The organism is Pseudomonas sp. GL_093 (assembly GCF_057837605.1).
In genome coordinates this window covers 5,390,018-5,414,918 of record NZ_CM174448.1, presented here as the reverse complement: position 1 = coordinate 5,414,918, position 24,901 = coordinate 5,390,018, and the positions used below count along the sequence as shown (strand labels likewise).

The window sequence follows — 24,901 nt, the reverse complement described above, 5'->3', positions numbered from 1 at the left end:
GCTGGCGATTTGACGAAGGTGGCACGGGCCTTGCGATACAACCCGCAGATGCCTGCCGTTGCGCAGCTCGACAAAACAAATCCCTCCAGTGCAGGAGGGTTCGCAATTGAAGTGTCTTTGGCAACAGATGGATGTTGTCACCGGGCACTCTTGAGGAACTTTGCAATGACGACTCGTCAGCCACTGTACAAATCCCTGTATTTCCAGGTGATCGTTGCTATTGCCATCGGCATCCTGGTCGGTCACTTCTACCCGCAGACCGGTGTGGCCCTCAAGCCGCTGGGTGACGGGTTCATCAAACTGATCAAAATGATCATCGCCCCGATCATCTTCTGCACCGTCGTCAGCGGTATCGCGGGCATGCAGAGCATGAAGTCGGTCGGCAAGACCGGCGGTTACGCGCTGCTGTACTTCGAAATCGTTTCGACCATCGCATTGTTGGTGGGTCTGGTGGTGGTCAATATCGTGCAGCCGGGTGCCGGCATGCACATCGACGTCGCTACGCTGGATGCCTCCAAAGTCGCTGCTTATGTGGCGGCCGGTGCTGATCAAAGCGTTGTTGGCTTCCTGTTGAACGTGATCCCGTCCACCATCGTCGGCGCGTTCGCCACAGGCGATATCCTGCAAGTGCTGATGTTCTCGGTGATCTTCGGTTTCGCCCTGCATCGCCTGGGTGCCTACGGCAAGCCGATCCTGGACTTCATCGATCGCTTCGCCCACGTGATGTTCAACATCATCAACATGATCATGAAGCTCGCGCCACTCGGTGCCCTGGGCGCCATGGCCTTCACCATCGGTGCCTACGGCGTCGGTTCGCTGGTGCAACTGGGTCAGCTGATGCTGTGCTTCTACATCACTTGCCTGGTGTTCGTGCTGGTCGTGCTGGGCGGTATCGCTCGCGCTCACGGCTTCAGCGTGCTGAAAGTGATTCGCTACATCCGTGAAGAACTGCTGATCGTGTTGGGTACTTCTTCTTCGGAATCGGTGCTGCCACGCATGCTGATCAAGATGGAACGCCTGGGCGCGCAGAAATCCGTTGTGGGTCTGGTGATCCCGACCGGTTACTCGTTCAACCTCGACGGTACTGCGATCTACCTGACCATGGCGGCCGTGTTCATTGCTCAGGCAACCGACACCCACATGGACATCACTCACCAGATCACCCTGCTGGTGGTGTTGCTGCTGTCCTCCAAAGGCGCCGCCGGTGTGACCGGTAGTGGCTTCATCGTGTTGGCGGCCACCCTGTCCGCCGTTGGCCACCTGCCGGTTGCTGGCTTGGCGCTGATCCTCGGTATCGACCGCTTCATGTCCGAAGCCCGTGCCCTGACCAACCTGGTCGGTAACGCAGTTGCCACCCTGGTCGTGGCCAAGTGGGTCAAAGAGCTGGACGTTGACGTGATGCACGCTGAACTGGCTTCTGGCGGTCGCGGCATCTCCGACGAACGCGTAGAAGACGACCTGGGCGTGGCCGAAGGCCCAACCCCAAGCAACATCAAGTAAGACGGCTGCACTGAAAAAACCCGCTTCGGCGGGTTTTTTCATGCCTGGGATTTGAGCGCAACGGTCAGCGCATCTGACGCATAAGGTGATTGCTGCAATGCCGTCGGCTGCCTAGTCTGGGAACATCGTTTACGGAGAACGCCCATGCTCGGTCCACTGGCATCACTCAAGGTTCTGGATTTCTCGACACTGCTGCCGGGGCCGTTCGCCTCGTTGTTGCTGGCAGACATGGGCGCCGAGGTGCTGCGCATCGAATCGCCAACGCGCATGGACCTGCTGCGGGTCTTGCCGCCTCACGATCAGGGCGTCTCCGCCAGTCACGCCTACCTCAATCGCAACAAGCGCAGCCTTGCGCTGGACCTCAAGCAGCCTGAGGCGCTGGAGGTGGTCAAGCAGTTGCTGCAGGACTACGACATCGTGCTGGAGCAGTTCCGCCCCGGCGTGATGGAACGATTGGGCCTGGGTTATGAAGCCTTGAAGGCGATCAATCCGAAACTGATCTACGTGTCGATTACCGGTTATGGCCAGACCGGTCCCTACAAGGACCGCGCCGGCCACGACATCAATTATCTGGCGCTGGCGGGGCTGGCGAGCTACACCGGCCACGCCGACAGCGGGCCGTTGCCGTTGGGCATGCAAGTAGCGGATATCGCCGGTGGCTCGTTGCACGGGGTGATCGGGCTGCTGGCGGCGGTCATCGCCCGGCAGCAAACCGGGCAGGGGCAGCATCTGGATGTGAGCATGACCGACTGCGTGTTCAGCCTGAACGCCATGGCCGGCGCCGGGTATCTGGCCTGTGGCGTGGAGCCGGGAAGGGAGGATCAGATGCTCAACGGTGGCAGTTTCTATGACTATTACCGTTCCCGCGATGGGCGCTGGTTCTCGGTGGGCAGTCTGGAGCCTGCGTTCATGAAACAACTGTGTGCGGCGCTGGGGCTGGAGGAGCTGGAAACCTTGGGGTTATCGCCTGAACCAGCCTTGCAGAAGGCGCTGAAGAACGCGCTGAGGATTGAGTTCGAGACACGCGATTTCGCCGAGTTGTGCGCGTTGTTTGCCTCGTTGGATGCGTGTGTCGAGCCGGTGTTGAGTTTGGGCGAAGCGGTGCGCCATCCGCAGTTGAAGGCGCGGGCTCTGGTGACCGAAGTGCCCCGTGGTGACGGGACGACTCAGGCGCAGATGGCGTGTCCGTTGAAGTTTTCGCAAGGCTTGCCCGAGCCGCGGCATATCGGCGCGGCCATAGGGCAGCATACGGATCAGGTGTTGGGGGAGTTGGGGTACAGCGCTGAGCGTATCGAAGAACTGCGGCGTGCCAGGGTGGTTGTGTAGCGCTTGTACTGGCCTCATCGCGAGCAAGCTCGCTCCCACAGGGGATCTTCGGCGTGACATAAATCCAATGTGGGAGCGAGCTTGCTCGCGATGGGGCCAGCAAAGGCACCACAAATCTTGCTACTCGACCCGCATTTCCCCACTGAACACCAACGTGCTACGACACCGCCGACACAAATACCGCCGCCCCTGTCTCACCAAACCATGGCGCTGGGCTGAAAACGGGAAATCACTGTCCACACACGGGCATTTGTAGATGTAACGGGTCACGCTACGGCGTTTGACGTCATAGGTGTGGCAGCGATTGGGCGGCAGTTCGTACACGCCGCGCATGATCAGTTGCCACTCTTCGCCATGCGGCTGGATGCGGTCGCCGAACAGTTGATGGGCGATCAGGTGCGCAACCTCGTGGGCCACGGTTTGCTTGAGGAAGTCTTCGGTGTTTTCCCGGTACAACTGCGGATTGAAGCGCAGCAGGTTCTCGTGCAAATGCGCGACACCGGCTTTTTGCCCGCGCAGCTTGAGGCTCACCACGGGGCGTTTGAAAGGTCGTTTGAAAAAGGATTCAGCTAGTTGGTAACAGTCTTCGACGCGGGTATTGAGTTGCTCGGGCATGCTTGATGGATCTCCAGAGACGTCGAGTATGCCGCAACCCTCGAGAGTTGCGAATCGCCGAGGCGCCGAATGGTCGTCACCGTTTCCTATCCTTGAGCATTAGAAGGCCGCCTTGCGGCGGCCTGTGTTGGCAGATCTTGTTTTTGGGTGATGTGTTGCTAATTGGTGTAGACCGGCCCCACGCCGAGTCCCCAGACAATTACCGTGAACGCCATGATGGCGACCAACACCACCAGGCCTACAGCGAGCACCGAACTCGAAAACAGAAATCCCTCGTCTGATGGAATGTTCATGAAAGTGGGTAACCCCACATACAGCAGGTACACCGTGTAGCAGATGGCCGCGGTGCCGACGATCATCCCAAGCCACATGTGTGGGTACAGCGCCGCCAGACCGCCGATGAACAGCGGTGTCGCGGTATAGGTCGCAAACGCAACGCAGCGTGCCAGACTCGGGTTGGCGTCATAGGTGCGAGCCATCCAGTGGATGAACGCGCCCATTACCGCCACACCGCCGAGCATCGCCAGGTACGACATGACCGTCATCCATATCGCGCTTTCCACCGTCAGCATCACCGGTGCGCGACTGCCAATGACCCAGCCGACCTGTGTGGTGCCGATAAACGCCGACACCGCAGGGATCGCCGCCAGAATCAGCGTGTGAGTGAGATACATGTGGCTGATGCTTTCCTCCTGATCGCCACGAATCTCTTTCCATTCTTGGTCAGGGTGGGTGAAGAGCCCCACTACGTGATGGATCATGCCAGTCACTCCTCTTGTTTTTACCGTCGCCCCCCAGTGGAGCGCCTACGGGCCAAAGTGGCCGAGTAAGGAAAGGTCTGGATATGTGTGCGACCTTATGTCGCAGTATAGAAAGGTCTTAACGGCGCAGGTTGCAGGGCTTTAGAGCAAATTGCGCTGTAAACCCCTGGCTTAATCGCGGTTATGACTTGTAGGAGCTGCCGCAGGCTGCGATCTTTTGATCTACCGGCGATTTGCGTAAAATGCCGGCCTTTCGTCACATCTCACGGATTTCGCGTCATGGGCACTCTTACGGTCAACCAGAACAAACTGCAAAAGCGCCTTCGCCGCCAGGCCGGTGAGGCTGTTGCCGATTTCAACATGATTGAAGACGGCGACAAGGTCATGGTCTGCCTGTCCGGTGGCAAGGACAGCTACACCATGCTCGACGTGCTGATGCACTTTCAGAAGGTCGCTCCGATCAAGTTCGAGATCGTGGCCGTGAACATGGACCAGAAGCAGCCAGGTTTTCCTGAGCACGTGCTGCCGGCTTACCTCAAAGAGCTGGGCATCGAGTATCACATCGTCGAGAAAGACACCTATTCGGTGGTCAAGGAGCTGATCCCGGAGGGCAAGACCACCTGTTCGCTGTGCTCGCGCCTGCGTCGCGGCACGCTCTACACCTTTGCTGACGAAATCGGCGCGACCAAGATGGCCCTCGGTCATCACCGCGACGACATCGTCGAGACCTTTTTCCTGAACATGTTCTTCAACGGTTCGCTCAAAGCCATGCCGCCGAAGCTGCGCGCCGACGATGGCCGCAACGTGGTGATCCGTCCGCTGGCCTACTGCAACGAAAAAGACATTCAGGCCTACGCGGACTTCAAGCAATTCCCGATCATCCCGTGCAACCTCTGTGGTTCCCAGGAAAACCTGCAACGTCAGGTGGTCAAGGACATGCTTCAGGAGTGGGAACGCAAGACGCCGGGCCGCACCGAAAGCATTTTTCGCAGCTTGCAGAACGTGATCCCGTCGCAGCTGGCGGACCGTAATCTGTTCGACTTCACCAACCTGCGCATCGACGAGACTGCCGCTTCGCGCTTCGTCAACGTTGTAAACCTCTAATCAGAAACTGTAGGAGTGAGCCTGCTCGCGATAGCGGTGTGTCAGTCGACATCAACGTTGAATGACACACCGCTATCGCGAGCAGGCTCACTCCTACCATTGTTTTTTGTTTCAACCTCCAGGAGAGGGCATGCGCGATTACAAGTGGCTGCACGAATACTGTCTGAACCGCTTCGGTTCAGCGGCTGAACTGGAAGCCCATCTGCCCGTTCCGAAAACCCCGGCGCAATTGCGCAAGATCAGCGACGACCGCTACCTCTCGACCATGGCGCTGCGCGTCTTCCGCGCCGGGCTCAAGCACAGCCTGGTGGACGCCAAATGGCCGGCGTTCGAAGAGGTGTTCTTCAAGTTCGACCCTGAGAAAGTCGTGCTGATGAGTGCCGAACACCTTGAACGTTTGATGCAGGACGCGCGGATCATTCGCCACCTGGGCAAACTCAAGAGCGTGCCGCGCAACGCACAGTTCATTCTGGATGTGGCGCATGAGAAGGGCAGTTTCGGCGCGTTGATCGCCGATTGGCCGGTCACGGATATCGTTGGGTTGTGGACCTACCTGAAAAAGCGCGGTCATCAATTGGGCGGGTTGTCGGCACCGCGGTTCTTGCGCATGGTCGGCAAGGACACGTTTGTGCCGAGCTACGACGTGGTCGCGGCGTTGAATGCGCAGAAGATCGTCGACAAGGTGCCGACCAGTCTGCGGGATCTGGCCACGGTGCAGGGCGTGTTCAACCAGTGGCATGAAGAAAGTGGTGGGCGGCCGATGAGCCAGATATCGATGATGCTCGCCTACACAGTGAATCACTAACACCGAGTCGCGCCCATCGCGAGCAGGCTCGCTCCCACAGGGGATTTGTGAACGACACAGATCCAGTGTAGGAGTGAGCCTGCTCGCGATAGCGGTCTATCATGCAACGCGAATCTCGCCCTCGCCCGCCAACTTGCGGTTCAACTGAAACCGCCACCGCACATACAGCAGCGCCGAGCAGAACACCGCCAGGCTCGCGCCCATTTCCAGCAAACCAAACAGCTGCCGGTTCGGGTCATACGCCGCCAATGCGCCCTTGATGAAATACAGGTTCACCACAAAGCACATCCATGAATGCCCGCGCGCGCTGCCGATAATCATCCCCGGCGCCAGCAACAGCAGCGGCACCAGTTCGATCAGCAGAATCACCCACGGCCGGGCGCCGTGCAGGTCGGCGACCACTAGGTAGTAGGCGCACAGCAAACCCACCAAACCGAAGTAACACAGCAGGCTGATGACGCGCATCGCCCGAACCCGCGGTTCGAGCCATTCGATGGAAGGCAAAATCTTCGGCTTTTTGGCCACGTCAGTTCCCCAGTTTCTGTGCAGTCTTCGCCAAGCGCAGGCCCAAGGCCCGACACAGCGCGACTTCATGTTCATTCAAACCGCTTTTGCCATCGGCCCCGGCGTGATGGCTGGCGCCGTAAGGCGTGCCGCCGCCACGGGTTTCCAGCAGGGCCGATTCGCTGTAAGGCAGGCCGGTGATCAGCATGCCGTGGTGCAGCAACGGCAACATCATCGACAGCAGCGTGGTTTCCTGGCCGCCGTGCAGGCTCGCGGTGGAGGTGAAAACGCCAGCCGGCTTGCCCACCAGCGCGCCGGTCAGCCACAGGTTGCTGGTGCCGTCGAGGAAGTACTTGAGCGGCGCCGCCATGTTGCCGAACCGGGTCGGGCTGCCCATGGCCAGGCCCGCGCAGTTCTTCAAGTCGTCGAGGCTGGCGTACAGCGCGCCTTCGTCCGGAATATCGGGTGACACGGCTTCGCACTCGGTGGAAATCGGCGGCACCGTGCGCAGGCGCGCTTCCATCCCGGACTGCTCGACGCCACGGGCGATCTGCCGGGCCATTTCATTGGTCGAGCCGCTGCGGCTGTAATACAGAACCAGAATGTACGGTGCACTCACGGCAGCAACTCCAGCACATTCTCCGGCGGACGGCCGATGATGGCTTTGTCGCCGACTTCCAGAATCGGTCGCTCCATGAGTTTCGGGTTGGCGGCGATGGCGGCGATCAATTGCGCTTCGCTCAGGCTGCTGTCGGCCAGGTTGAGGGTTTTGTACTCGTCCTCACCGGTGCGCAGCAGTTGCCGGGCGCTGATGCCGAGCTTGGTCAGCAGGCTCTGGATTTGCGCGGCGTTCAGCGGGGTGTCCAGGTAGCGGACCACCGTCGGGGTCAGGCCACGGGCTTCGAGCAGTTCGAGCGCACCGCGGGATTTCGAGCAGCGCGGGTTGTGATAAAGCGTCAGATCGGTCATGTGCGGTTCGCATCTTGCGTAAGGTGACGGCTATTCTAACTGTGCAGCGCGTAATCCAGAACCTTGGGAGGCGATGGGTCGCAGGCGCATTCAATTTTGAACAAGGAATACGACATGACTAGGCGACTGGCAGCGGCATTGGCGATCATCGGTACGTTATTGCTGGGGGGCTGTGGTAACGACTATGGCATCGACCAGAGCGGCCAGAAAGTCGCCGCCGAACGTCTGGACAAGCAATGGCTGGTGCTCAATTACTGGGCGGAATGGTGCGGGCCGTGCCGGACCGAGATCCCTGAATTGAACACCTTGGCTGATCAGCTCAAGGCCAAGAAGATTGGTGTGTTCGGAGTCAACTTCGACAATGTGCAGGGTGAAGAGCTGAAAAGCGCCAGTGAAAAACTGGGGATCAAATTCACTGTGCTGGCTCAGGATCCGGCGGAGCTGTTCGAACTGCCACGCAGCGAGGCGTTGCCGGTGACTTACATTATCGATAACAAGGGCAAGGTGCGGGAGCAACTGATGGGTGAGCAGACGGCGGCGGGGGTGATGGCGAAGCTTGAGGCGTTGCAGGCCAAGAACTAAAAGCAAAAGATCGCAGCCTCGCCAAGGCTCGACAGCTCCTACAGGGTGTTCGGCAATCTATGTAGGAGCTGTCGAGCCTTGGCGAGGCTGCGATCTTTTCGGGGCCGGTGATCAACCCTCTTCAAGCCACCAACGCAACGGCTTCCCTTCTGCCGGCCAGAAACGCATCTGGTCGATCGGCGAGATGTCCCAGCGTTGAACGTTTTCCAACGCCTGGAGGAATCGCTTTTCCTGCTCCATCAACGCCGGCGCACACAGTTTGCGCGTGCTGCCGACCTTGCCGAAGCTCAGCTTGTCGCCTTCCAGGGTGTACGGCGCGAACCAGTGGTTGCAGCCGCCATTGCCGTAGGCCCGACCGTCTTCACCGAGGGTGACGGTCAGGTGGCTGTAGTCCATCAACGGACGTTCGCCGATCCATTCCAGAATGTAGCTGCGGTTCTGTTGCAATTGCACCGGCTCGGCGGCGCAGCCCAGCAGGCTGGCACCAACCATCGTGGTCAGAGCAAGGCGTTTCATCACGCGGGCTCCTGGCATTTCGGGCACAGGTGCTTCTCGCCAACCGCGGTCCAGCCCAGTTCGGCGATCCGTGCGGTGGCAGCAGGCTTTTCAGCCTTGTTGCCCAGCTTGGCGTCAACCGCGAACTCGAAATTCAGCTCTTTGGCGCAGCTGTCGCAGTTCACTTTCCAGGTGTGGATCGCCAGTTCACCGAACACCGGACCACTGGCCACCGCGACCCATTGGCCTGGCGGATTGATCAAGTGGCGAACCGTTTCGACGGTCAGGCGCATGGACAAGTCCTTCGCGCCTTTGAGGGTCACGACCAGCACGTCGTTGTTACGAATCGAGCCGCCGTTGCCGGTGACTTGATAACGCCCCGGCACAAGGGCGCGGCATTCGGTGAGGGTGTGTTGCGGGTTCATCAGGCTATAGCGGAAATCGTGTTCGACCATGGGTCCTCCAAATATGCGCGGCATGCTAGCACGGACATCAGCGCAGCATGGCGCGGGCGTATGACCTTCGATCTGGTTCAGTCACCCTTTACCAGATTCGCTGGCGCGCCTGCCGCCCAGGCGGCGATGTTCTGCAGGGTGGTCGCGGCAATCGCGCCCAGGGCTTCGCGGGTCAGGAAGGCCTGGTGAGCGGTGATGATCACGTTCGGAAAGGTCAGCAACCGCGCCAGCACATCGTCCTGCAGCGGCAGGTCGGAACGGTCCTCGAAGAACAGCTGCGCCTCCTCTTCATAGACATCCAGCCCCAGATAACCCAGCTGACCATCCTTCAACGCGTCGATCAGCGCCGGCGTGTCCACCAGACCACCACGTCCGGTGTTGATCAGCATCGCGCCCGCTTGCATGTGCGCCAGTGACTCGCGATTGATCAAGTGTTTGCTTTGTTCGTTGAGCGGGCAGTGCAGGCTGATGATCTGCGACTCGGCCAGCAGTTCCGGCAGGCTCAGGTAACGGACGCCGAGGGCTTCGACTTGCGGGTTGGGGTAAGGGTCGTAGGCCAGCAATTGGCAGCCAAAACCGTTCATGATTTTCGCGAAGGTCGCGCCGATCTGCCCGGTGCCGACCACGCCGACGGTCTTGCCCACCAGGTCGAAGCCGGTCAGCCCGTGCAGGCTGAAATCCCCTTCGCGCGTGCGGTTGTAAGCGCGGTGCAGACGTCGGTTGAGCGCCAGGATCAGCGCCACCGCATGTTCCGCCACCGCGTGGGGCGAGTAGGCGGGGACGCGCACAATCGCCAGCCTCAGACGCTTTGCCACTGCCAGATCGACATGGTTGTAACCGGCCGAGCGCAGGGCGATCAGGCGTGTGCCGCCCGCGGCCAGGCGTTCGAGCACCGGCGCGCTGAGGTCATCATTAATGAAGGCACAGACCACTTCGTGATGCTCGGCCAGCGCCACCGTATCAAGGCACAGTCGCGCCGATTGAAAGTGCAGTTCAATACCGGCCGGCAGCTCGGCACTGAGAAAACTGTCGCGGTCGTAGGTCTGGCTGCTGAAAAGAATCGTACGCATGCGGTCCTCCATTTGACTCGGTCACGCTTTATGTAGCAGCTGGCGAAGCCTGCGTTCGGCGACGCAGTCGTCGTAAAATCAGGCGCTGCGGTCTTTCAGGTAAACCGCGTTTGCCGGATTTACGACGACTGCGGTCGAGCGCGACCCCGGACCGAACGCAGGCTTCGCCAGCTGCTACAGGTATTCATCAGGCATTTATACGGGCATGGGCGGCCAGGCGATTGATGGCCCGATCGAGGTCTTCCAGTGCGTTGGGGGCTTTGGGGTCCTGTTGCTTGAGCAGGGTTTCGCTGCGCTGGCAGGCAGCGCGCAGTTGCGGGACGCCGCAATAGCGTGTCGCACCGTGCAGGCGATGGACGCGCTCGATCAGGGCGTTTTGGTCGTTGGTTTCCCGGGCGAAGCGAATCGCCTCGCGGTCGGCTTCCAGCGACGCCAGCAGCATTGCCAGCATGTCCGCAGCCAGATCAGCCTTGCCGGCAGCCAGGCGCAAACCTTCTTCGTGATCGAGCACCTGCAATTCATGACTGCCACCGTGGCTGTCGCTGGAGCGCTCGGGCCCATGATTGCGCAGCGCCAGGCCGGTCCACTTCAGCACCACTTGGGCCAGTTGCCGTTCGCTGATCGGTTTGGTCAGGTAGTCGTCCATGCCGCTTTGCAGCAGCGCGCGTTTTTCGTTGGCCATGGCATGAGCGGTGAGGGCAACGATCGGCAGCGGCGTGCAATGCCGTTCACTTTCCCACTGGCGAATCGCTTCGGTGCTTTGCCGCCCGTCCATGCCGGGCATCTGAACGTCCATCAGCACCAGATCGAAGGTTTCGGTCTGCACTGCCTTGACCGCCGCGTAGCCGCTTTCCACTGCGAGGACTTTGGCGCCCATGTCTTCGAGCAGGGTTTGCACCAGCAGCAGGTTGGCCGGGTTGTCGTCGACGCAAAGCACTTTTGGCGCACGGCTGGACACCGGTTCGCCGGGTTCGCTGCGTTGCTGACGCGGGTTGACCAGGTCGGACAAGGCCCGTCGCAGCTTGCGGGTGCAGGCCGGTTTGGCCTGGAGCTGGCTGTGTGGATTAGGCACCGAGAGGTGGAACAGCGTCTGTTCGGTAGTCGGGCACAACACCAGCACCTTGCAGCCCAGGTGTTCGAGGTCCCAGATGTGCTGGTTGAGGCGCTCCGGCGGCATGTCGTTGCTGGTGATGCCGAGCACCGCCAGGTCGATCGCCTGATCGGTCTGATGCGCGCCGGTCACGCCATTGGTCAGGCTTTCCAGCGTATTGAACGGGGTGACCTCGAGGCCGCAGTCTTCCAGTTGATGCTGCAATGCCTGACGGGCCAGTTCGTGGTTTTCCAGCACTGCCACCCGACGCCCGAGCAACGGCGGGCCGGGCAGGTCTTCGGCGTCGTCGCGGGTTTTGGGCAGGCTCAGGCTGATCCAGAATTCCGAGCCTTCGCCGGGCGTACTGTCGACACCGATCTCGCCACCCATCTGTTCGATCAGACGTTTGGAAATCACCAACCCCAGGCCGGTGCCGCCCGGTTGTCGGGACAGCGAATTGTCGGCCTGGCTGAAGGCCTGGAACAAGGCGCGCACGTCCTGGTTCGACAGCCCGATGCCGGTGTCCTGAATGCTGATGCGCAGTTGCACGCTGTCTTCGTGCTCTTCCTCGAGCATGGCCCGGGCGACGATGGTGCCTTCGCGGGTGAACTTGATCGCGTTGCTGACCAGGTTGGTGAGGATCTGCTTGAGCCGCAGCGGATCACCCACCAGCGACAGCGGCGTATCGCGATAAACCAGGCTCACAAGCTCCAGCTGCTTGGCGTGGGCGGCCGGGGCGAGGATGGTCAGCGTGTCCTGGAGCAGGTCGCGCAAGTTGAACGGAATATGGTCGAGCACCAGTTTGCCGGCCTCGATTTTCGAGAAGTCGAGAATCTCGTTGATGATCCCCAACAGGCTGTCGGCGGACTTTTCGATGGTGCCCAGATAGTCGAGCTGGCGCGGGGTCAGCTCGCTTTTTTGCAGCAGATGGGTGAAGCCGAGAATGCCGTTGAGCGGCGTGCGGATTTCATGGCTCATGTTGGCCAGGAACTCGGATTTGATCCGGCTGGCCTCAAGGGCTTCCTTGCGTGCCAGGTCCAGTTCGATGTTCTGGATTTCGATGGTTTCCAGGTTCTGACGCACGTCTTCGGTGGCCTGGTCGATGCTGTGCTGCAATTCTTCCTGTGCGTTCTGCAGGGTGCCGGCCATACGGTTGATGCCGGACGCCAGTGTGTCCAGCTCCTGGCTGCCGAGGGGCGGCAAACGGGTTTCCAGATGACCGTCCTTGAGTTGCGCCACCGCTTGCTTGATCTGGCTCAGCGGCCGATTGATGCTCCGGCCCATGCGCAACGCCAGCAACGCCGCACCGGCCAGGCCTGCGCCGATCAGCAGCAGGCTGGCGAACAGGCTGCGATAACCGCGCAGCAGCATGCCGTTGTGGGACAGTTCCAGTTCGACCCAGCCCAGCAGGCGGTCGGCTTCTTCGGGAATCAAGTCACCGGCCAGATTGCGGTGCTTGCCGAACACCGGCAGCAAGTAACGCGTCGCGTCATTACCGCTGCGGCGCAGCATCTGCGAACTGTTGCCGATCGGCGCCTGATTGAGCATGGTCGGGCCGGCATGGGCCAACAGGGAGCGGTCGGGCGCTAGGAACGAAACGGCGCGCACGTCCGGTTGTTCGAGGGATTGGGTGGCAATGCGTTCCAGCAGCTCGGTGTTCTTGTGGCCCATGGCCGGGGCCACCAGGGGCGCCAGTTGTTCGGCGATCATTTCGCCACGTTGCATAAGCTGGGTTTGCAGGTCGGATTGCTGCATCCAGGTGAAATAGCCGCCCAGAACCAAGGCCATCAGGCTGGTCGGCAACAGGGTCAGCAATAGCACGCGGCCTTTAATTCCCAGTTTCTTGAGCACGCATCTCTCCTGCATCCAGCGATTTAATGACCTGCACGTACGTCCAGCACGCGCCACCTGCGCAGTGTAGCGATTTGCAGGCGGGCAATCTTCGTAAAATTGATGTCGGCATTCGTCGGCTGGATCGCCACTTTTACCTCACGGGCAAACCTTGTGTTGCCCGCAGCGAGGCAATCTTGAATAATCGTCAACTGAGAATTATTTGCAGATAGTCATGACTCCCATCACTGCTGGCCATCCTCGTATCCTGTCTATAGAAGACGACCTCGTACTCGGTGCTTATGTTCATGAGCACCTGGGACGTTGCGGTTTTCAGGTGACGTGGTGCCAGAACGGTCTGGAAGGCTTGACCATCGCCCGCCAGCAAGCCTTCGATGTGGTGCTGATGGATATTCTGCTACCGGGCCTGGACGGATTGAATGTACTGACGCAATTGCGCCAGAGCCATTCCACTCCGGTGGTGCTGATGTCGGCGCTCGGTGCCGAGGCGGATCGCATCAGCGGTTTTCGCCTGGGCGCTGATGATTACCTGCCCAAACCCTTCAGCATGGTCGAGTTGCGGGTGCGCATCGAAGCGATCCTGCGACGGGTCGCGCTCGACCGCCGGCCAGCGCCAGCACCGATTGCCCCTTCGGCGGACAGCCTGCGTTTCGACGATGAATGCTGTGATGTCTTTTATGGCGAACACGCTGCCGGCCTGACCCGCAGTGAGTTCCGGTTGCTGGAAACGCTGAATCGCAATGGCGATGAAGTCCTGAGCAAAGCCTTCCTTTATCAGCATGTATTGCAGCGCGGTTATGCGCCCCATGACCGCAGCCTAGACATGCATATCAGCCAGATCCGTCGCAAGCTCAAGGCCGTCGGTTACCTCGAGCGCGAAGTGCGCACGGTGTGGGGCAAGGGTTACGTATTGAGTGCTGTCGATGAAGTGGACTGATCTGCCGGGCAGGCATTCGCTGTTCTGGAAACTGGCGTGTTTGTTGGTGGCGTTCTGTCTGCTGATGATCTGGCTCAGTTGGTCCTGGGGGCGCTACATGGAACAGAAAAACCTGTTCCTGTCCGACGAGGCACGGGGCACGCTGATGCGCTACGCCGCCGAGGCCGAGCAGGCGTGGAATCAGCGCCAGAGTGCAGGCATCGATGCCTGGTTGCATAGCGTCGGCCATCGCGAGTCGACATGGGTCGGTGTGATTGGCGGCGATTTGCAGTCATTGAGCAGTTACCCGCTGACGGAAAAAGAAACCCAGCGCCTGACCTTTTTACGCGGTCTGGATTGGCCGACGAGTCGCCATACCAAAGGTTTGCCGTGGTTGAGAGTGCCTTTTCCCAACGATCCGTCCGCTGGCAGTCTGGTGATCGAACTGCCCCAGCGTTTCGTGCCCGGCCGTTACCGGGTGTTCTGGCGGGTGATCACCAACGGGGTGATTCCCGGGCTGTTCACCTTACTGTTGTGCGTCGGTCTGTATCGGTTGCTGGTCGTGCCTTTGAACAGCCTGCGCGAACAGGCCAATGCCTGGCGTGCCGACCCGTTGAACGTGCGGTTGTCGAGCCGCATCACCAATCGCCCGGATGAGCTGGGTGAACTGGGCCGGGCCTTCGATCACATGTCCGAGCGCCTGCAAAGCACGGTGGCCCTGCAACAACAACTGCTGCGCGACCTGTCCCACGAATTGCGCACGCCACTGAGTCGCCTGCGGGTGGCCAGCGAAAGCGAGCAGGGGTTGACGCAATTGCGCGAGCGCATTGGCCGAGAGGTCGATGGCATGCAGCGTCTGGTGGAAGACACCCTGCAACTGGCCTGGCTCGACACCGAGCGCGCGCCGCTGCCCGACGAATCGATCCAGATTCAGGCGTTGTGGGAAATGCTCACGGAAAATGCCTGCTATGAAAGTGGCTGGCCGGCGAGCCAGTTGCAGTGTGCGGTGGATTCGTCCTGCTGGGTGCGCGGCCATCTCAATACGTTGGCTCAAGCGTTGGAGAACATCCTGCGCAATGCCATTCGTCACTCACCGCAGGGCGGCGTTGTACGCCTTGGTGGGCAGCGCGATGGCGACTTCTGGCATGTGTGGCTGGAGGATGAGGGCGGCGGGGTGGCTGAGGCGGATCTTGAGCGGATCTTCTGTCCGTTTATTCGGCTCGACGGTTCGCGGCCGGGGGATGGCGGGTTCGGGTTGGGGTTGAGCATTGCCAGGAATGCGGTGCAGCGGCAGGGCGGGAGTCTTTGGGCTGAGAATACTAAGTCCGGGTTGCGGCTGAATATGCGGTTGGTGGCTGACATTGATGGTGTGAGTGATGACGCTATCGCGAGCAAGCTCGCTCCCACAGTGGAGGTGTGTCGGCCACAAATGGTGTGATCACCCCGATCCCCCCTGTGGGAGCGAGCTTGCTCGCGATAGCGTCGTCACTGACACCACCATTCTGATTTTGCCGGAGCGTTCCCGTTATCTTGTACGACCTTTCCTAAAGGGTATTGCCGACACCTTAAGCCTGACTTGACGGAATAGACTCGCGTTTTTCTCGTCTTCCAGGAGTTCGGCATGAATGCATCCAGCGTCCCCGGCAACGCAGCCGACGACCGTTTCAATGAAGTGCTTGCGCTGATTCAAAGTCCCAAACAGCAGGCCATGCAGGCGGTGAATACCCAGTTGATCGAGCTGTATTGGCAGGTGGGTGCTTACATCAGTCGCAAGCTGGAACAGGCTGAGTGGGGCGATTCTGTGGTCAGCCAACTGGCTGAACATCTGGCTCAGACTCAACCAGGGTTGCGTGGGTTTACCCGGTCGAACTTGTTTCGCATGCGCCAGTTCTATGAGACTTATCACGCTGAAGAGAAAGTCGCACCACTGGTGCGACAATTGTCCTGGTCGCACAACCTGATTATCTTCAGCCGCCCTTAACCGCAGCCTGTCGCCAGCGCTGATCGCTGAATACCAGGTCCAGCTACCGGACAAACAGTTGTTGCAGGCCAAGTTGCATGAGTTCTATGCATTGAATGTCGCGCAAGGCGAAGAGTACTGATCCAGCCCCTTATTCCGATAAACCATAAGCACCGTACTTTGCGTGATATGGCCTGCGAAGGTTTGCCGGTATGATAGGCGCCCCCGCAGTCTGGATTGCGAATACGCCATGACCTTGCAGTACCCAACCATCGCCGATTGCGTCGGCAACACTCCGCTGGTCCGTTTGCAGCGCCTGCCTGGCGCCACCAGCAATACCCTTTTGCTCAAGCTCGAAGGGAATAACCCGGCGGGTTCGGTCAAGGACCGTCCGGCGCTGTCGATGATCACCCGCGCTGAATTGCGCGGGCAGATCCACGTCGGCGATACGCTGATCGAAGCGACCTCGGGTAACACCGGGATCGCCCTGGCGATGGCCGCCGCGATCAAGGGTTACAAGATGATCCTGATCATGCCGGACAACTCCAGCGCCGAACGTAAAGCCGCCATGACGGCGTATGGCGCCGAGCTGATTCTGGTCACCCAGGAAGAGGGCATGGAAGGCGCCCGCGACCTCGCTCAGCGAATGGAAGCCGAAGGCCGCGGCAAGGTGCTGGATCAGTTCGCCAACGGGGACAACCCGGAAGCGCACTACACCACCACCGGCCCGGAAATCTGGCGTCAGACCGAAGGCACCATCACCCATTTCGTCAGCTCCATGGGCACCACCGGTACCATCATGGGCGTCTCGCGCTACTTGAAAGAGCAGAACGAGAACGTGCAGATCATCGGTCTGCAACCGATGGAAGGCTCGGCGATTCCGGGTATCCGTCGCTGGCCGCAGGAATACCTGCCGAAGATCTACCAGGCCGAGCGCGTGGACCGGATCGTCGACATGGCGCAAAGCGAAGCCGAAGACGTGACCCGTCGTCTGGCCCGTGAAGAAGGCATCTTCTGCGGCGTGTCCTCGGGCGGTGCGGTGGCAGCGATGCTGCGTCTGTCCAAAGAAGTTGAAAACGCGGTGATCGTCGCGATCATCTGCGACCGTGGCGACCGTTACTTGTCGACCGGCATTTTCGACGCGCCCAACTGATGGCCAAGCAAGAGAGAGGCCTGCGCTTCCAGCCCACCGGCGGCAGCAAGGCCCCGCAAATTCCGACCGGCAAAAAGCAGCGCTTGAGTATTGAGCGTCTGGCTAATGACGGTCGCGGTATCGCGTTTTTTGAAGGTCGCACCTGGTTCGTCATCGGCGCATTGGCCGGTGAAGAAGTCGAAGCACGTGTGTTGGGCGCCCACGGCAAAGTGGTCGAGGCGCGCACCGAACGGGTGTTCCAGGCCAGCGAACTGCGCCGCCCGGCACCGTGCCCGCATGCCGGTCGCTGTGGCGGCTGCAGCGTGCAACATCTGCCGCACAACGAACAACTCGCCCTGAAACAGCGCATGCTCGCCGAGCAATTGTCGAAGGTCGCCGGTGTCGAACCCGAAGAATGGGCCGCGCCGTTGAGCGGTCCGGAATTCGGTTACCGGCGTCGCGCCCGAGTGGCAGTGCGCTGGGACATGAAGGCGAAAAAGCTCGAAGTCGGTTTCCGCGCCGCTGGCAGTCAGGACATTGTTGCGATCAACGAATGCATGGTGCTGGTACAACCCTTGCAACCGATCATGACCCGCTTGCCGGAAATGCTTCGGCGCTTGAGCAAACCTCAGGCGCTGGGGCATGTGGAATTGTTCAGCGGTTCGTCGTTGGCGGTGTTGTTGCGGCACATGGCGCCGCTGTCCGACGCCGACATGACAATCCTCAAGGAATTCTGCGCGTTCCATGAAGCCCAATTGTGGCTGCACGGGGACGGAGAACCGCAACCGGTCGAGGCTGACCAGTCGCTGGGTTATCGACTTGAACAGTGGGATTTGAACCTGGCGTACCGACCGGGAGATTTCATCCAGGTCAACGCCGGGGTCAACGAAGCGATGATCGCCCAGGCGTTGGACTGGCTGAAGCCGACGGCGGAGGAACGCGTTCTCGATCTATTCTGTGGTTTGGGTAACTTTGCCTTGCCGCTGGCCAAGGTCGTTCGCGAAGTGGTGGCGGTGGAAGGTGTGCAGGCGATGGTCGAGCGGGCAGCTGCAAACGCTGCTAGCAACAATCTTCATAATGCGAAGTTTTTTCAGGCCGATTTATCCCAGCCTTTGGCCGATGCCGAATGGGCGCGCGAAGGCTTTTGTGCGGTACTCTTGGACCCACCGCGTGACGGTGCTTTCGAGGCAGTGCGCAAGCTTGCGTCCCTGGGCGCCAAACGGTTGGTGTATGTGTCGTGCAATCCGGCAACGCTGGCGCGCGATACGGTCGAATTGATCAAGCAGGGCTACCGGTTAAAACGTGCCGGGATTCTCGATATGTTTCCTCAGACGGCACATGTCGAGGCCATGGCGTTATTTGAAGCGAGCTAGGACGGCTCGTCTGGTCCGACTGGCCCGCCCGTGCAGCCGCGTACCGGCCCTGATGTGGGCGCACGGGCAACGAAGGTCAGCGATTTGACGCATTGAATCTGCGTCGTAGGGAAGGTAAGCAAGATGGTACAGGTGAGAGCACACCAGCCGATCAACACCGACGGCAGTATCAATCTCGAGGCTTGGCTCGATCACGCGGTCAGTGTCGATCCGGCACTGGATCGCGAAGCCTTGAAGGAAGCGTGCGAGTTTGCTCGTACGTCTGAACAACAAGCCAATGCGGCGAAAAACCTGTGGTCCGAAGGGACCTCGAGTTTCCGCACGGGCCTTGAGATCGCCGAGATTCTCGCCGACCTCAAACTCGATCAGGATTCGTTGGTTGCCGCGATCCTGTATCGCGGCGTGCGCGAAGGCCAGATTGAATTGCCGGCGATCAGCCAGCGCTTCGGTCCGGTGGTCGCCAAACTCATCGACGGCGTGTTGCGCATGGCGGCGATCAGCGCCAGCCTCAGCCCCCGTCAATCCCTGGTGCTGGGCACGCAGGGCCAGGTCGAAAACCTGCGCAAGATGCTGGTCGCCATGGTCGACGACGTTCGCGTTGCGTTGATCAAACTGGCCGAACGCACCTGCGCGATCCGTGCGGTGAAAACCGCCGATGACGAAAAACGCAACCGCGTCGCCCGTGAAGTCTTCGACATCTACGCGCCTTTGGCTCACCGTCTCGGTATCGGTCACATCAAGTGGGAACTGGAGGACTTGTCCTTCCGTTACCTTGAGCCCGATCAGTACAAGCAGATCGCCAAGTTGCTGCATGAGCGACGTCTGGATCGCGAGCGCTTTATCGCTGACGTGATGAGCCAACTGAAGAATGAGCTGACCGCGACCGGCGTCGATGCCGACATCAGCGGCCGGGCCAAACACATCTATTCGATCTGGCGCAAAATGCAGCGCAAGGGTCTGGAGTTCAGCCAGATCTACGACGTGCGCGCGGTTCGCGTGCTGGTACCGGAAATGCGCGACTGCTACACCGCGCTCGGTATCGTCCACACCCTGTGGCGGCACATCCCGAAAGAATTCGACGACTACATCGCCAACCCGAAAGAGAACGGCTACCGCTCGCTGCACACCGCGGTGATCGGCCCCGAGGGCAAGGTGCTGGAAGTGCAGATCCGCACCCACGCCATGCACGAAGAAGCCGAGCTGGGCGTTTGCGCGCACTGGCGCTACAAGGGCACCGACGTCAAATCCGGTTCCAACCACTACGAAGAGAAAATTTCCTGGCTGCGTCAGGTCCTCGAGTGGCATGAAGAACTGGGTGACATCGGCGGCCTGGCGGATCAGCTGCGGGTCGATATCGAGCCGGACCGGGTCTACATCTTCACCCCGGACGGTCACGCCATCGACTTGCCGAAAGGCTCGACGCCGCTGGACTTCGCCTACCGCGTGCACACCGAAATCGGTCACAACTGCCGTGGCGCGAAGATCAACGGGCGCATCGTTCCGCTCAACTACAGCCTGCAAACCGGTGAACAGGTCGAGATCATCACCAGCAAACACGGCACCCCGAGCCGCGACTGGCTGAACTCGAACCTGGGTTACATCACCACCTCGCGGGCACGGGCGAAGATCGTTCACTGGTTCAAATTGCAGGCGCGCGATCAGAACGTCGCCGCCGGTAAAACCTTGCTCGAGCGCGAACTCAATCGCCTCGGTCTGCCAGCGGTAGATTTCGACAAGCTGGCCGAGAAGGCCAACATGAAAACCGCCGAGGACATGTTCGCCGCGTTGGGCGCAGGCGATTTGCGTCTGGCACAACTGGTGAATCTGGCGCAGCAACTGGTCGAACCGGAGCGCGGCAACGAACAGCTGGAACTGATTCCACGCAAGGCCACCGGTTACAAACCGGGCAAGCGCGGCGATATCCAGATCCAGGGCGTCGGCAACCTCATGACCCAGATGGCCGGCTGCTGCCAGCCGCTGCCGGGGGATGCGATCGTCGGTTACATCACCGTGGGCCGCGGCGTGAGTATTCACCGTCAGGACTGCGCCTCAGTGCTGCAACTGGGCGGGCGCGAGCCCGAGCGGATCATCCAGGTCAGCTGGGGCCCGGTGCCGGTGCTCACCTATCCGGTGGACATCATCATCCGCGCCTACGACCGTTCCGGTCTGCTGCGTGACGTTTCGCAAGTGCTGCTCAACGAGCGGATCAACGTGCTGGCGGTCAACACCCGCTCGAACAAAGAGGACAACACCGCGTTGATGTCCCTGACCATCGAGATTCCGGGGCTGGATGCATTGGGGCGGTTGCTGGGGCGGATTTCCCAGTTGCCGAACATCATCGAAACCCGCCGTAACCGGACTCCTTGAGATGATCAATGTAGGAGTGAGCCTGCTCGCGATAGCGGTGTATCAGTCACGATTAATGCCGACTGACACGCCCCCATCGCGAGCAGGCTCACTCCTACAGGGTTTTGTGGTGAGATATAAATGATGTACAGCCTTGAAGACTTGCTTCACCTGATGAGCCGTCTGCGCGACCCGCAGTACGGTTGCCCGTGGGACATCAAGCAAACCTACGAAACCATCGTCCCGCACACCCTTGAGGAAGCCTACGAAGTCGCCGACGCCATCGAGCGCGGTGACTTCGATCACTTGCAGGGTGAGTTGGGGGATTTACTGTTCCAGGTGGTTTATTACAGCCAGCTGGCACGGGAAGAAGGGCGCTTCGAATTCGCCGGTGTCATCGACAGCATCACTCGCAAGCTGATCCGTCGTCATCCTCACGTGTTTCCTACCGGTGATCTGTATGCGCCGCTGGATGTTCCGCGCCTGAGTGAAGAACAGGTCAAACAGCGCTGGGAAGAGATCAAGGCTGAAGAACGGGCGGAGAAATCTTCGGCGCCCGAACAGCTGTCCTTGCTCGACGACGTACCCGCCGCACTGCCGGCATTGTCCCGTTCGGCGAAGTTGCAAAAGCGCGCAGGGCAGGTCGGGTTCGACTGGCCTGACGCCTTGCCGGTGCTCGACAAAGTGCGCGAAGAGCTCGATGAAGTGCTCGAAGCCATGGCCGACAATGACTCGGTAGCGATTGCCGATGAAGTCGGTGATCTGTTGTTTTCCGTGGTCAATCTGGCGCGTCATCTCAAGGTCGATCCCGAAACTGCACTGCGTGGCGCCAACAGCAAGTTCGAAAGACGCTTCCGTTTTATCGAACAGGCATTGCGCGACACCCACCGTCCCATAGAAGATTGCACCCTCGAAGAGTTGGACGCCTTGTGGGGCGAAGCCAAACGTCAGGAAAAGAATTTGCCCAGCTGCGGTTGAGCAGTTGCCTAAGTGAGTAATAAGCACCATGAGCATTTCCCTTCGCGACCAGTTGCTCAAAGCAGGACTGGTCAACCAGAAGCAGGCCAAACAGGTCGGCAAAGAGAAGCAGAAACAGCAGCGTCTGGCCCACAAAGGTCAGATTGAACTTGATGACTCGCAGCAGCGGGCGGCTCAGGAAGCCATGGCCGAGAAGGTCAAGCGCGATCAGGAGCTGAACCGTCAGCAACAGGAGAAGGTCGAGGCCAAGGCTCGCGCTGCTCAGGTCAAACAGTTGATCGAAGTCTCGCGTCTGCCGAAGCTGACGACCGAGGACTACTACAACTTCGTCGACGACAAGAAGGTCAAGCGCATCTGCGTCAACACGCTGATGCGCAACAAGCTCAGCAGCGGTTCGCTGGCCATCGTGCATCACGCCGGGGGCTACGAAGTCATTCCGCGTGAAGCGGCCCTGAAGATCCAGGAGCGCGATCCACAGCGTATCGTGCAGATGAACGTGAAAACCGAAGAAGTCGCTGTCGAAGACGATCCGTACGCGGCCTATCAGATCCCCGACGATCTGATGTGGTAAGCCGTTAAAGGCTGCAACAACGACAAACCCCGCTCATGGCGGGGTTTGTCGTTTTCAATGCTGTCATTGCTTATGCGAATTGGAGCTCTCGTTGCTGCTCCAGTTTTTCCAGTTCGGCCTTGTAGCTGTGGGCATCGGTTTCGGAGTGGAACATCCCCACCAGCATGTCTTGTTGGTGCACGTCCCAGATCCGGATACCGGCGGCTACGCCTTCGTGGGACTTATGTGAATCGTCGCGTTCAGTTACTTTTACAGTCATCTGCTAGCTCCAATCTCTGTTATCTGCAGCAAGGCGTGTGCAGGACTCCGTTATATGTTTGGTTAGCCTGCTAAGTAAACGACTGAGTTTGGTAACGGACTTTTGCGAGTTCGGTAAAAGTCCTGCAGCCCGCCAAACACGCGACATTCGGTCGCAGGGCGTTGAGTTTCATGACAAAAGCTTCATGTTCGCGACGACGAAAACCGCAGCTTGAACCTGACCAAAATCCCCTGTGGGAGCGAGCTTGCTCGCGATGAGGGAGTGTCAGTCGACATCATTGTTGTCTGATATACCGCCATCGCGAGCAAGCTCGCTCCCACAGGTTTTTGCGTTTTCCTGGCGAAAAAAAACGCCCCGAACCAGTCGGGGCGTTTTTATGTGCGGCGTAGGCGAGGTATTACTTACCTGCCCAGCGCTTCAGTACCAACGTGGCGTTGGTGCCACCGAAGCCGAAGCTGTTGCTCATCACGGTGTTGATGGTGGCGTTTTCGCGAGTCTTGGTCAGGATCGGCATGTCAGCCACTTCCGGGTCCAGTTCGTCGATGTTGGCGGAACCCGCCATGAAGTTGCCTTCCATCATCAGCATGCAGTAGATCGCTTCGTGAACGCCGGCGGCGCCCAGGGAGTGACCCGACAGGCTCTTGGTGGAGCTGATGGCTGGAGCCTTGTCACCGAACAGTTCACGCACACCTTTCATTTCCATGACATCGCCGACCGGAGTCGAGGTGCCGTGGGTGTTCAGGTAGTCGATCGGAGCGTCAACGGTGGACATGGCCATCTGCATGCAGCGGATGGCGCCTTCGCCGCTTGGGGCGACCATGTCGTAGCCGTCGGAGGTCGCGCCGTAGCCAACGATTTCCGCGTAGATCTTCGCGCCGCGGGCCAGAGCGTGTTCCAGCTCTTCGACCACGACCATGCCGCCACCGCCGGCGATGACGAAACCGTCACGCTTGGCGTCGTAGGCACGGGAAGCTTTTTCCGGGGTTTCGTTGTACTGGCTGGACAGTGCGCCCATGGCGTCGAACAGGAACGATTGGCTCCAGTGTTCTTCTTCACCGCCGCCGGCGAACACGATGTCCTGCTTGCCCATCTGGATCTGTTCCATGGCGGTACCGATGCAGTGAGCACTGGTGGCACAGGCAGAAGCGATGGAGTAGTTCAGGCCCTTGATCTTGAACGGTGTGGCCAGGCAAGCGGAAACGGTGCTGCTCATGGTCCGCGTGACGCGGTATGGGCCGACGCGCTTGACGCCTTTCTCGCGCAGGATGTCCAGCGCTTCCATCTGGTTCAGCGTGGAGGCGCCACCGGAACCGGCGATCAGGCCGGTACGCGGGTTGGAGACTTGCTCATCGGTCAGACCGGAGTCGGCGATGGCGTCTTTCATGGCCAGGTAGGCGTAAGCCGCCGCGTGGCCGACGAAGCGAAAGATCTTGCGATCGATCATCTCTTCGAGGGGAAGGTCAATGGAGCCGGAAACCTGGCTACGCAGACCCATTTCGGCATATTCCGGGTTGAACCGGATGCCAGGGCGGCTTGCACGCAGGTTAGCGGAGACGGTCTCTTTGTCATTGCCCAGGCACGAAACGATGCCCAGACCAGTGATAACGACGCGGCGCATGCGGATAACCCTTAGAAGTTGTCAGTGGAGGTGAAAACGCCGACCCGAAGGCCTTCGGCGGTGTAGATCTCGCGGCCGTCGACGCTGACCGAACCATCGGCGATGGCCAGGTTCAGCTTGCCCTTCAGTACGCGCTTGATCTGAATGTTATAGGTTACTTTCTTGGCGGTCGGCAGAACCTGACCAAAGAATTTCACTTCGCCCGAACCCAGGGCGCGACCGCGGCCCGGCAGACCTTGCCAGCCGAGGAAGAAGCCGACCAGTTGCCACATGGCGTCGAGGCCCAGGCAGCCTGGCATCACCGGATCACCTTCGAAGTGGCAGGCGAAGAACCACAGGTCCGGAGTGATATCCAGCTCGGCGACCAATTCACCTTTGCCGTACTTGCCGCCCTCTTCGCTGATATGGGTGATGCGATCCACCATCAGCATGTTGGGGGCGGGCAGTTGCGCGTTACCTTGGCCGAACAGCTCACCGCGACTGCAGCGCAGCAGATCTTCCCGAGTAAAGGCGTTTTGTTTGGTCATGCGAGCTCCTCAATAGTCCCATGCGGCAGGTGGGGCAAATCTTCCCGGCCGATCGAAGCGTTCATGCCTCGAGTCAGCAGCCTACTCATAGACT

The 24,901-nt window shown here is 59.9% G+C and carries 24 protein-coding genes and 1 pseudogene; 13 read left to right on the top strand and 12 right to left on the bottom strand.

Annotation, left to right across the window (positions count from 1 at the left end; genetic code table 11):
- The first annotated feature begins 165 nt into the window (after nt 1-165).
- Nucleotides 166-1,500 carry a dicarboxylate/amino acid:cation symporter gene (locus tag AC3IUE_RS24970; protein ID WP_489264089.1) on the top strand — a complete coding sequence of 445 codons (1,335 nt, stop codon included), beginning with the start codon at nt 166-168 and terminating at the stop codon, nt 1,498-1,500.
- Nucleotides 1,501-1,644: 144 nt separating this feature from the next.
- Nucleotides 1,645-2,826 carry a CaiB/BaiF CoA transferase family protein gene (locus AC3IUE_RS24965; protein WP_461999564.1) on the top strand — a complete coding sequence of 394 codons (1,182 nt, stop codon included), beginning with the start codon at nt 1,645-1,647 and terminating at the stop codon, nt 2,824-2,826.
- Nucleotides 2,827-2,946: 120 nt separating this feature from the next.
- Here AC3IUE_RS24965 and AC3IUE_RS24960 read toward each other — a convergent pair whose 3' ends face one another.
- Both AC3IUE_RS24960 and AC3IUE_RS24955 read right to left on the bottom strand, forming a co-directional pair.
- Nucleotides 2,947-3,441, bottom strand: a complete 495-nt coding sequence (locus AC3IUE_RS24960) for a SprT family zinc-dependent metalloprotease (RefSeq protein WP_046046499.1) — start codon at nt 3,439-3,441, stop codon at nt 2,947-2,949.
- A gap of 158 nt (nt 3,442-3,599) precedes the next feature.
- Nucleotides 3,600-4,202, bottom strand: a complete 603-nt coding sequence (locus tag AC3IUE_RS24955) for a Yip1 family protein (RefSeq protein ID WP_008147981.1) — start codon at nt 4,200-4,202, stop codon at nt 3,600-3,602.
- 279 nt (nt 4,203-4,481) lie between these two features.
- Between AC3IUE_RS24955 and ttcA the strand changes: the two genes are divergently transcribed.
- Nucleotides 4,482-5,306, top strand: coding sequence for a tRNA 2-thiocytidine(32) synthetase TtcA (gene ttcA, locus AC3IUE_RS24950; RefSeq protein WP_489264087.1), 825 nt, complete (start codon nt 4,482-4,484; stop codon nt 5,304-5,306).
- Between the two features lie 130 nt (nt 5,307-5,436).
- The gene (locus tag AC3IUE_RS24945; protein ID WP_074879137.1) at nt 5,437-6,111 is read left to right on the top strand and encodes a DNA-3-methyladenine glycosylase I; all 675 of its coding nucleotides are present in this window, start codon (nt 5,437-5,439) and stop codon (nt 6,109-6,111) included.
- Between the two features lie 99 nt (nt 6,112-6,210).
- Here the strand turns inward: AC3IUE_RS24945 and AC3IUE_RS24940 are convergent, their stop codons facing one another.
- The 3 genes from AC3IUE_RS24940 to arsC are packed head-to-tail and all read right to left on the bottom strand — an operon-like array spanning nt 6,211 to nt 7,584.
- Nucleotides 6,211-6,636 (bottom strand): DUF2069 domain-containing protein, encoded by a 426-nt coding sequence (locus AC3IUE_RS24940; RefSeq protein ID WP_095132448.1) that lies wholly within the window; start codon nt 6,634-6,636, stop codon nt 6,211-6,213.
- Between the two features lies 1 nt (nt 6,637).
- Nucleotides 6,638-7,234 carry an NAD(P)H:quinone oxidoreductase gene (wrbA, locus tag AC3IUE_RS24935; protein ID WP_046046494.1) on the bottom strand — a complete coding sequence of 199 codons (597 nt, stop codon included), beginning with the start codon at nt 7,232-7,234 and terminating at the stop codon, nt 6,638-6,640.
- Nucleotides 7,231-7,584 carry an arsenate reductase (glutaredoxin) gene (gene arsC / locus AC3IUE_RS24930; RefSeq protein ID WP_129437568.1) on the bottom strand — a complete coding sequence of 118 codons (354 nt, stop codon included), beginning with the start codon at nt 7,582-7,584 and terminating at the stop codon, nt 7,231-7,233. Before arsC ends, wrbA begins: the two co-directional genes overlap by 4 nt.
- A 114-nt stretch (nt 7,585-7,698) precedes the next feature.
- Here arsC and AC3IUE_RS24925 point away from each other — a divergent pair, with 114 nt between their 5' ends.
- Entirely contained in the window at nt 7,699-8,166 is a 468-nt protein-coding gene (locus AC3IUE_RS24925) for a TlpA disulfide reductase family protein (protein ID WP_489264084.1), read from the top strand.
- A gap of 111 nt (nt 8,167-8,277) precedes the next feature.
- Here AC3IUE_RS24925 and AC3IUE_RS24920 read toward each other — a convergent pair whose 3' ends face one another.
- The 4 genes from AC3IUE_RS24920 to AC3IUE_RS24905 form a co-directional block, all read right to left on the bottom strand.
- The gene (locus tag AC3IUE_RS24920; RefSeq protein ID WP_056743280.1) at nt 8,278-8,682 is read right to left on the bottom strand and encodes an META domain-containing protein; all 405 of its coding nucleotides are present in this window, start codon (nt 8,680-8,682) and stop codon (nt 8,278-8,280) included.
- The gene (locus AC3IUE_RS24915; protein ID WP_056743278.1) at nt 8,682-9,116 is read right to left on the bottom strand and encodes a hypothetical protein; all 435 of its coding nucleotides are present in this window, start codon (nt 9,114-9,116) and stop codon (nt 8,682-8,684) included. Before AC3IUE_RS24915 ends, AC3IUE_RS24920 begins: the two co-directional genes overlap by 1 nt.
- 77 nt (nt 9,117-9,193) lie before the next feature.
- Entirely contained in the window at nt 9,194-10,186 is a 993-nt protein-coding gene (locus AC3IUE_RS24910; RefSeq protein ID WP_489264082.1) for a 2-hydroxyacid dehydrogenase, read from the bottom strand.
- Nucleotides 10,187-10,373: 187 nt separating this feature from the next.
- Nucleotides 10,374-13,127 (bottom strand): response regulator, encoded by a 2,754-nt coding sequence (locus tag AC3IUE_RS24905; RefSeq protein WP_489264081.1) that lies wholly within the window; start codon nt 13,125-13,127, stop codon nt 10,374-10,376.
- Between the two features lie 214 nt (nt 13,128-13,341).
- On the opposite strand from AC3IUE_RS24905, the gene AC3IUE_RS24900 reads away from it, so the two are divergent.
- The 8 genes and pseudogenes from AC3IUE_RS24900 (at nt 13,342) to AC3IUE_RS24865 (ending at nt 22,403) form a co-directional block, all read left to right on the top strand.
- Nucleotides 13,342-14,064: a response regulator transcription factor gene (locus tag AC3IUE_RS24900; RefSeq protein ID WP_489264079.1), complete on the top strand. Its 723-nt coding sequence runs from the start codon at nt 13,342-13,344 to the stop codon at nt 14,062-14,064.
- Entirely contained in the window at nt 14,051-15,481 is a 1,431-nt protein-coding gene (locus AC3IUE_RS24895) for a histidine kinase sensor domain-containing protein (protein WP_489264078.1), read from the top strand. The genes AC3IUE_RS24900 and AC3IUE_RS24895 overlap by 14 nt, the downstream gene beginning before the upstream one ends.
- 183 nt (nt 15,482-15,664) lie before the next feature.
- Nucleotides 15,665-16,018: pseudogene (locus AC3IUE_RS24890) on the top strand (DUF1016 N-terminal domain-containing protein); the annotation flags it as partial.
- Between the two features lie 235 nt (nt 16,019-16,253).
- The gene (gene cysM / locus AC3IUE_RS24885) at nt 16,254-17,156 is read left to right on the top strand and encodes a cysteine synthase CysM (protein WP_033056865.1); all 903 of its coding nucleotides are present in this window, start codon (nt 16,254-16,256) and stop codon (nt 17,154-17,156) included.
- A complete protein-coding gene (rlmD, locus tag AC3IUE_RS24880) occupies nt 17,156-18,508 on the top strand; it encodes a 23S rRNA (uracil(1939)-C(5))-methyltransferase RlmD (protein ID WP_489264077.1) in 1,353 nt (450 codons plus the stop codon). The genes cysM and rlmD overlap by 1 nt, the downstream gene beginning before the upstream one ends.
- A gap of 123 nt (nt 18,509-18,631) precedes the next feature.
- The gene (relA, locus tag AC3IUE_RS24875) at nt 18,632-20,875 is read left to right on the top strand and encodes a GTP diphosphokinase (protein ID WP_056743268.1); all 2,244 of its coding nucleotides are present in this window, start codon (nt 18,632-18,634) and stop codon (nt 20,873-20,875) included.
- A gap of 123 nt (nt 20,876-20,998) precedes the next feature.
- On the top strand, nt 20,999-21,832 hold the full coding sequence (gene mazG / locus AC3IUE_RS24870) for a nucleoside triphosphate pyrophosphohydrolase (protein ID WP_123364833.1): 834 nt from the start codon (nt 20,999-21,001) through the stop codon (nt 21,830-21,832).
- Between the two features lie 28 nt (nt 21,833-21,860).
- Nucleotides 21,861-22,403, top strand: coding sequence for a DUF2058 domain-containing protein (locus tag AC3IUE_RS24865; protein ID WP_046046482.1), 543 nt, complete (start codon nt 21,861-21,863; stop codon nt 22,401-22,403).
- A gap of 70 nt (nt 22,404-22,473) precedes the next feature.
- Here the strand turns inward: AC3IUE_RS24865 and AC3IUE_RS24860 are convergent, their stop codons facing one another.
- The 3 genes from AC3IUE_RS24860 to fabA form a co-directional block, all read right to left on the bottom strand.
- Nucleotides 22,474-22,662: a hypothetical protein gene (locus tag AC3IUE_RS24860; protein WP_489264075.1), complete on the bottom strand. Its 189-nt coding sequence runs from the start codon at nt 22,660-22,662 to the stop codon at nt 22,474-22,476.
- Between the two features lie 397 nt (nt 22,663-23,059).
- Nucleotides 23,060-24,280: a beta-ketoacyl-ACP synthase I gene (fabB, locus tag AC3IUE_RS24855; protein WP_056743264.1), complete on the bottom strand. Its 1,221-nt coding sequence runs from the start codon at nt 24,278-24,280 to the stop codon at nt 23,060-23,062.
- A gap of 11 nt (nt 24,281-24,291) precedes the next feature.
- A complete protein-coding gene (fabA, locus tag AC3IUE_RS24850) occupies nt 24,292-24,807 on the bottom strand; it encodes a 3-hydroxyacyl-[acyl-carrier-protein] dehydratase FabA (protein WP_046046480.1) in 516 nt (171 codons plus the stop codon).
- Nucleotides 24,808-24,901: the final 94 nt, after the last annotated feature.

Bases quoted from the DNA above. Each gene is read 5' to 3' on its own strand.
- AC3IUE_RS24970 (WP_489264089.1), top strand. From the start codon at position 166: ATGACGACTCGTCAGCCACTGTACAAATCCCTGTATTTCCAGGTGATC.
- AC3IUE_RS24965 (WP_461999564.1), top strand. From the start codon at position 1,645: ATGCTCGGTCCACTGGCATCACTCAAGGTTCTGGATTTCTCGACACTG.
- AC3IUE_RS24960 (WP_046046499.1), bottom strand. From the start codon at position 3,441: ATGCCCGAGCAACTCAATACCCGCGTCGAAGACTGTTACCAACTAGCT.
- AC3IUE_RS24955 (WP_008147981.1), bottom strand. From the start codon at position 4,202: ATGATCCATCACGTAGTGGGGCTCTTCACCCACCCTGACCAAGAATGG.
- ttcA (WP_489264087.1), top strand. From the start codon at position 4,482: ATGGGCACTCTTACGGTCAACCAGAACAAACTGCAAAAGCGCCTTCGC.
- AC3IUE_RS24945 (WP_074879137.1), top strand. From the start codon at position 5,437: ATGCGCGATTACAAGTGGCTGCACGAATACTGTCTGAACCGCTTCGGT.
- arsC (WP_129437568.1), bottom strand. From the start codon at position 7,584: ATGACCGATCTGACGCTTTATCACAACCCGCGCTGCTCGAAATCCCGC.
- AC3IUE_RS24925 (WP_489264084.1), top strand. From the start codon at position 7,699: ATGACTAGGCGACTGGCAGCGGCATTGGCGATCATCGGTACGTTATTG.
- AC3IUE_RS24920 (WP_056743280.1), bottom strand. From the start codon at position 8,682: ATGAAACGCCTTGCTCTGACCACGATGGTTGGTGCCAGCCTGCTGGGC.
- AC3IUE_RS24915 (WP_056743278.1), bottom strand. From the start codon at position 9,116: ATGGTCGAACACGATTTCCGCTATAGCCTGATGAACCCGCAACACACC.
- AC3IUE_RS24910 (WP_489264082.1), bottom strand. From the start codon at position 10,186: ATGCGTACGATTCTTTTCAGCAGCCAGACCTACGACCGCGACAGTTTT.
- AC3IUE_RS24900 (WP_489264079.1), top strand. From the start codon at position 13,342: ATGACTCCCATCACTGCTGGCCATCCTCGTATCCTGTCTATAGAAGAC.
- AC3IUE_RS24895 (WP_489264078.1), top strand. From the start codon at position 14,051: ATGAAGTGGACTGATCTGCCGGGCAGGCATTCGCTGTTCTGGAAACTG.
- cysM (WP_033056865.1), top strand. From the start codon at position 16,254: ATGACCTTGCAGTACCCAACCATCGCCGATTGCGTCGGCAACACTCCG.
- rlmD (WP_489264077.1), top strand. From the start codon at position 17,156: ATGGCCAAGCAAGAGAGAGGCCTGCGCTTCCAGCCCACCGGCGGCAGC.
- relA (WP_056743268.1), top strand. From the start codon at position 18,632: ATGGTACAGGTGAGAGCACACCAGCCGATCAACACCGACGGCAGTATC.
- mazG (WP_123364833.1), top strand. From the start codon at position 20,999: ATGTACAGCCTTGAAGACTTGCTTCACCTGATGAGCCGTCTGCGCGAC.
- AC3IUE_RS24865 (WP_046046482.1), top strand. From the start codon at position 21,861: ATGAGCATTTCCCTTCGCGACCAGTTGCTCAAAGCAGGACTGGTCAAC.
- AC3IUE_RS24860 (WP_489264075.1), bottom strand. From the start codon at position 22,662: ATGACTGTAAAAGTAACTGAACGCGACGATTCACATAAGTCCCACGAA.
- fabB (WP_056743264.1), bottom strand. From the start codon at position 24,280: ATGCGCCGCGTCGTTATCACTGGTCTGGGCATCGTTTCGTGCCTGGGC.
- fabA (WP_046046480.1), bottom strand. From the start codon at position 24,807: ATGACCAAACAAAACGCCTTTACTCGGGAAGATCTGCTGCGCTGCAGT.